Origin of the sequence: Flavobacterium pectinovorum (assembly GCF_022802975.1) — a bacterium.
Taxonomy (GTDB): domain Bacteria; phylum Bacteroidota; class Bacteroidia; order Flavobacteriales; family Flavobacteriaceae; genus Flavobacterium; species Flavobacterium pectinovorum_B.
Genome location: NZ_JAFEVZ010000001.1, coordinates 635307 through 641973 on the forward strand (window position 1 = coordinate 635307; position 6667 = coordinate 641973).

Genomic DNA, 6667 nt, shown 5'->3' on the forward strand with positions numbered 1-6667 from the left:
ATTTAAGATTCAAAAGTTAAGTTAAAAAACTTAGCATCTTAGAACCTTAGTATCTTAGCAGCTTAATTAGCGCTTAAGTATTCAGCAGTACTAACTCTGTCTGCAGACATAGCTTCTTTACCAGCTTCCCAGTTTGCAGGACAAACTTCACCTTTAGTCTGGATGTGCGTGTAAGCGTCAACCATTCTTAGGTATTCGTTTACGTTACGTCCTAATGGCATATCGTTAACACTTTCGTGGAAGATTTTACCAGTTTCGTCAATTAGGTAAGTAGCTCTGAAAGTTACGTTTGAACCTTCGATGATAACTGAATCCGTTTCTTCGCTGTATTCTGTAGAATCTATATCTAAAATTCCTAAAATGTTAGATAAATTACGGTTTGTATCCGCTAAGATTGGGTAAGTAACACCTTCAATTCCACCATTGTTTTTTGGTGTGTTTAACCAAGCAAAGTGAACTTCGTTAGTATCGCAAGAAGCACCAATTACGATAGTATTTCTTTTTTCGAATTCTGGTAATGCAGCTTGAAAGGCGTGTAATTCAGTTGGGCAAACAAAAGTGAAATCTTTTGGGTACCAAAACAATAATACTTTTTTGTTGTTGTTTACTGCTTCTTCAAAAATGTTGATTTTTAAATTATCACCCATTTCTGAGATAGCATCTACTGCAATACTTGGGAATTTTTTTCCTACTAAAGACATATTTTTCGTTTTACGTTAAAAATTTATTTCTGGTGCAAAAGTAGGGCATAAGTAGAGTTACATACAATAAGATGTGATTATAAAAATTTATAAGTTGATAAATTTTGATTATTAACGGTTTTAACTTATTGAATGTCAATATTTACAGGAAGAATTCCGTTTGAGGAAATTTTATCTAAAAATTGGATTCCTGCTGTTTTTTGAAATTCATCAAAATCTTGATATGCCTGAATTAATCCGAAAGCTTTTTTAAGATTCTGAATTGTGGGTAAAACGTATGGATTTCCGAAAACGTACACGATACATTTTTTGCTTTGAAGCAAACTTGAAAGCAGTTCTAAAACTTCATTGTTAATTTCGAAATTATTCATTGGTTTTGCTTTTGGAACAAACAATGAAATAATAATCGTTTCGAAATTTTCTAATTCTTTTTTAATTGAAGAAATATCCGAAACTTCTAAATTCTCAAAAGCAAATTCCGGGGAAGGCAATTCTGAATTTAAAGTTTTGAAGAAAGTGTTTTCTGTATTTTTATATAAACTTAGTTTTGCTAATGTATTGTTTTTCTGAGCTTCAACAGCTAAATCTGAAATTCCGTTGTCAATGATTTTTGTGATGCAATTCTGAGCGATTTCAAGATTTAATTTCGAAGCATTTTCGAAATTCAATTCGCCTGAAGTGAAATTTTCATTCGAAAATAATCCCACTTTTTCTTTGGCTTTTCTGATTCTTTCATAGCTTTCGAAAATACGGTCTGGAGATGTATTTTTATAGATCGCTTCGATTCCTTCGGGAACATTTTCGGCGAAACATAAAACATCATTTCCTGCGTTGAAAGCTTCCCATTCTAATTGACCTTTGGTTTCATACAATTTTGAAACACTGTGCATATTTAAAGCATCAGAAATGACCAAACCATCATAACCTAATTTATCACGTAAAAGGTCCTGAATAACCGCTTTTGATAAAGTTGCCGAGGTATCTTTTCCATCATTTAAACTCGGAACAGCTAAATGTCCAATCATTATTGAATCGACATTATTTTCAATTCCTTTAATGAACGGATATAATTCGTTTTCTAATAATTCTTCTAAAGTTTCCTTTAAAACTGGTAATCCTAAATGCGAATCGACATTGGTATTTCCGTGTCCGGGAAAGTGTTTCAGACAGCCTAAAACGCCAACTTCAGACATTCCTTTTAAATATTCAACCGCAAAATGGGCTACTTTTTCTTTGTTTTCACCAAAAGAGCGATAGCCAATAACCGGATTATTTGGATTGTTATTGATATCTGCCAAAGGCGATAAATTATACTGAATTCCGGCTGCTTTTAAATCTAAACCAATTTGTTTGCCAACTTCGTAAACCAGTTCCGATTTGGTTTCCGGTAAAGCACCAAGGGTAATCGCATACGGGTATTGTGGTGTTTTTTCGATACGCATCGCCAAACCCCATTCGGCATCAATACTGATTAAAAGTGGCGTAGAAGCGGCTTTTTGATAACGAACAATCAGCGCTTTGATTTTTTCGTAACTATCGTCGTTAAAAACAATTTTCTGTTTGCTTTCGTAATTTGTGGCCGCACTCGCACGACTGTGAAAAAAGGTCAGTCCGCCAATATTGTATTCTTTGATAAGGCGCTCTGTTTCCTGAATGTTTTCTTCGGTATCGTTAATAAATACGGCAGGAAAGAAAAATTGTCCTATTCTTTGGCGTAATGCTTCGGCTGTCATTTTCATTATTATAAAGTCTTTTTCATACAGACACTATTATCTATTTCCTCGTAAGGCGGATAATTGGGTATTATGGTATAATCTAATTTTTGATATAAGTTGATGGCTTCGGGCTGATTCTTTCCGGTTTCGAGAATGGTATAAGTATAACCAAGTTCTTTAGCCCAGATTTCGAGCTCTTTTAAAATCGAAGAAGCAATTCCTTTTTTTCGATGATCAGGATGCACATACATTCTTTTGATTTCAGTTGTACCGCTTTCTTTTTCGCGAAAAGCACCACAACCAACAGGAATGTCATTTTCGTAATACACAATGGTATGTTTTATTTTATCGGTTTTATTAAACTGATTGTAAAACGCATGATCGTCTCCGTCCCGAATCGCTAAATCCTGATCTAATAAAGCCACCAGCTTTATAAAATCTGGATCATCTGAATTGGTTCGTTTTATTGTAGTCATGATATATCTTTGAGTTAATTTTTTCTAACACATAGATACATAGTTTTTTGGAGCGCCCAAAGGCGTTTCACTTTTAATAAACAGTCATAGCTATGTGTTGAGAAACAAGTTTCTCTTTTATTTTACTTTTTTAAATATAGAATCTATGTTTCTATGTGTTTAAAAAAAAATTATTTCAGTTTAGCTTTTTTTTGTTTAGCCAATTGCTTTTTGGTTTCAATTGCTTTTTCCAGTCGGTTTTTAAAGCGAAAGAGTTTTGGAAGCCCTTCTAACCGATCTTCGATTGTGATTTCTTCGTACACAATAATTGCTTTTTCTAAAACCCGAATTTCGTTGTCCAGATCCAGTTGGTTTTTGTAAATATTAGCCAATCTGTCGTAAGGATGATTTCCTTTAAAGCTTTCGGCAACATTTTCTTCGTACAATGCAATTGCTTTTTCAAGATCTCCGGTTTTTTCGAACTCAGCGCCTTTCAGGTTGCGTTCGGCCTGCAAATTTTCATTGATTTCCATAGGTAAAAGTTTGATTTGGGGTTAAACTTCTTCTGATTTTTTTCCGAAATCTTTCGGGAAAATTAAAAAACGTGATAAAATAAGACCTGGAATTGTTGCTATCAAAACCCAGATAAAGAAGTTTTGATAACCTAAATATTGTTGAATATAGCCGCTTACCATTCCCGGAAGCATCATTCCCATCGCCATAAAACCGGTTGCCAATGCATAATGTGCTGTTTTTGATTCTCCTTCGGCAACATGAATCAGGTACATCATAAAAGCAGTAAATCCAAAACCATAACCGAATTGTTCTAAAATCACAACAGCATAAATGTAATAAATTGATGTTGGGTGAAAAAAGGCTAATAAAATGAAACCAATTATCGGTAAATGCATCGCAAGAAACATCGGAAACATCCATTTGGTAAGGCCTTGTTTTGAAATTGCAATTCCGCCCAAAATACCTCCTAAAGTTAAAGCTCCAACGCCAAATGTTCCGTAAATGATCCCAACAGCTTCGGTATCCAGTCCCATTCCTCCCAGTTCTTTTCCATCAAGCAGAAACGGACTTAACATTTTAAGCAGCTGTGATTCTCCTAATCTGAAAACCAGAATAAAAGCCAGAACTAAACCGATTTGTTTTTTCTTAAAAAAACTTGCAAATACAGTTCCGAAGTTTTGATTATGATGTGCTTCTTTATTGTTTTCTAAAGCGTTTATTTCGGTTTTTGGCGTAAAAATGAAGTTATAAAGTGTAATAAAAATCATTAATAAACCAACTGCAATCATGGTGTACGACCAGGCTTTTGTATTGTCTCCGTATTTGTGTTCCAAATATCCGGCAAACAAAACGATTAACCCATTTCCGGCTAAAAGTGAAAGTCGGTAAAAAGTACTTCTGATGCCGAGGAAAAAAGACTGTTGTTCTTTTCGCAATGCCAACAAATAAAAACCATCGCTGGCAATATCATTAGAAGCTGAAGCAAAAGCAGCAACCCAGAAAATCGCCAGAGTCATCATGAAAAATCCGTTTGTTGGAATTGTAAATCCGACTAGTAAAAAGGCAATCGAAATCAATAATTGCATCGATAAAAACCATTTTCTTTTGGTTCCGTGCAATTCTATAAAAGGACTCCAAAGCGGTTTTATAACCCATGGCAAATACAATAAACTGGTGTAAACACCAATATCTTCATTGGAAATTCCTAAATTTTTGTACATAATTACCGAAACCGAAATTATAACGGCATAAGGAAGTCCAGATGCAAAATTAAGAAGCGGAATCCAAGACCAGGGAGTGTTATCTGTTTTCATCAGGTTGTGCAGGGGAATAGATTTTAAATGTCTTTTTTAAGTCGATAATAGTAGGCGTACTTTCGTTTGCAAAATAGTCAATAAATGTCACAGCACAAGCTTTATACTGATTCATTTTTGCAGTTGGAACCGAAAATGAAATTGTTCCGTTGTTTTGACAGACTGTTATTTTTTCAACAATTTGTCTGGCATCATTAATGTCTATTTTCGAAATATGTTCTGCTCCGTAAACCACTATATATCGCACTTTTGTGTTTAAAGGTGATTTGATGTTAAATGTGTAATGCAGGCTGTCTTTTCCGTACTCAGTTACATTTGGTGTATCAATAATAACACGTTTTAAATTAGGAACTGCAGGTGGAAGTGCCGGATACAAATATTGATTTTCTTCTAAATGACGAACAATATCAAAGTTTTTGTCCATGAACCATTTAGCACTGAAATAAGCACTTCCGCTTACGTTTTTGAAACTCCTCAAATAATCAACCTGATTGGGGATTTCTGACATAAAATTCCAGCTTTTATCACTGTCTGTCCTGATTTTATAAGAAGCGTGACCGATGTAAATAGCTGTATTGTTTGAATTCTCAGACCACCATTTTACTAATTTAGAGTAATTGGCAACACGATTATTCATACTCCAATATAACTGAGGAAGGATATAATCAATCCATTTTTGGTCCATCCATAAAACAGGATCGGCATATAAATCGTCGTAATTTGAAGTGGACTGTGTCTCGGAACCTTTTGGATCTACCGATTTATTTCGCCAAACTCCAAACGGGCTGATTCCGAATTGCACCCACGGTTTACTGGCTTTTATAGTGGTAGAAATCGTGTGCACAAAATTGCTCACATTGGCACGTCGCCAGTCGGCAAGTGACAGACCGCTTCCGTATTTTTTGTAGGATGCGGTGTCGTTAAACACTTTTCCTGGAACTGCATACGGATAAAAATAATCATCAAAGTGAATGGCATCAATATCGTATTTATCAACAACCTCTTTCACAACTTTGGTTAAATGCGACTGAACTTCAGGCAAAGCAGGATCGTAATATAATTTTCCTCCATATTCAATCATCCATTCCGGGTGTTTGAAAATGTCGTGATTTGGACTTAATTGCTGTTTGTTTAAATCGAAAGTAGCACGGTATGGGTTCATCCAGGCATGAAATTCAAAACCTCTTTCGTGCGCTTCCTCAATCATCCAGGCCAAAGCATCGTAATACGGATTGGGAGCCTGACCTTCTTTCCCTGTTAAGAATCTTGACCATGGCGCCAGTTCCGTTGGGTAAAAAGCATCGCCAACGCTTCTAATCTGAACGATTACGGCATTGTAATTCAGTTTTTTGTAAGCCTCTAAAATCTCGATATAATCTGCTTTTTCTTTTTCAACGTTATCAATCGCTGTTTTTGGCCAGTCGATATTTACGACAGTTGCAATCCAGACCCCTCTAAATTCATTTTTAGGATGTTTGGTTTTTTCCTGTGAATTGACGTTCCATCCAAAGAAAAATAAATATATGATAGCGTATATTAGGTGCTGATTTTTATGCATTTCAATCTTTTTTAACAGAAACCAAAAATAGTTTTTTTAACGGACTATCGTAAATAATTCAGAAATTATAATTTAAACGCTATTTATTTGGTTTTCATGTAATTGTTTTGGCTTTTTATAGGATTAGTTTTGATTTAATTACATGCTTTACTCTGGATGCTTTTTTTAAACACATAGTAACATAGTTTTTCTTTGTTTGTAAAGGCGTTTCACTTGTTTAAAAAACACAGAGCTATGTGTGAAAATCCAGATTTTTTAAGAACATCTTTTTGAAATTCTAAAACTGTATCTATGTATTTGAAATTTTAAGTTCTGCCTTTATTTTTTAAACACATAGCAACATAGTTTTTCTTTGTCTGTAAAGGCGTTTCACTTGTTTAAAAAACACAGAGCTATGTGTGAAAATCCA

The 6667-nt window shown here is 34.6% G+C and carries 6 protein-coding genes; all 6 read right to left on the reverse strand.

From position 1 onward, the window contains the following. Positions 1 to 62 precede the first annotated feature (62 nt). A complete protein-coding gene (locus tag FLV_RS02625; RefSeq protein WP_243230514.1) occupies positions 63 to 701 on the reverse strand; it encodes a peroxiredoxin in 639 nt (212 codons plus the stop codon). 125 nt (positions 702 to 826) lie between these two features. Next, a complete protein-coding gene (locus FLV_RS02630) occupies positions 827 to 2440 on the reverse strand; it encodes a glycoside hydrolase family 3 protein (protein ID WP_243230515.1) in 1614 nt (537 codons plus the stop codon). 2 nt (positions 2441 to 2442) lie between these two features. Then, entirely contained in the window at positions 2443 to 2892 is a 450-nt protein-coding gene (locus FLV_RS02635) for a GNAT family N-acetyltransferase (protein ID WP_243230516.1), read from the reverse strand. A 170-nt stretch (positions 2893 to 3062) separates the two neighbouring features. Then, the gene (locus FLV_RS02640; RefSeq protein WP_243230519.1) at positions 3063 to 3404 is read right to left on the reverse strand and encodes a hypothetical protein; all 342 of its coding nucleotides are present in this window, start codon (positions 3402 to 3404) and stop codon (positions 3063 to 3065) included. 21 nt (positions 3405 to 3425) lie between these two features. Beyond that, the gene (locus FLV_RS02645; protein WP_243230520.1) at positions 3426 to 4700 is read right to left on the reverse strand and encodes an MFS transporter; all 1275 of its coding nucleotides are present in this window, start codon (positions 4698 to 4700) and stop codon (positions 3426 to 3428) included. Then, entirely contained in the window at positions 4687 to 6258 is a 1572-nt protein-coding gene (locus FLV_RS02650; protein WP_243230521.1) for a glycoside hydrolase family 10 protein, read from the reverse strand. The genes FLV_RS02645 and FLV_RS02650 overlap by 14 nt, the downstream gene beginning before the upstream one ends. Between the last annotated feature and the right edge of the window lie 409 nt (positions 6259 to 6667).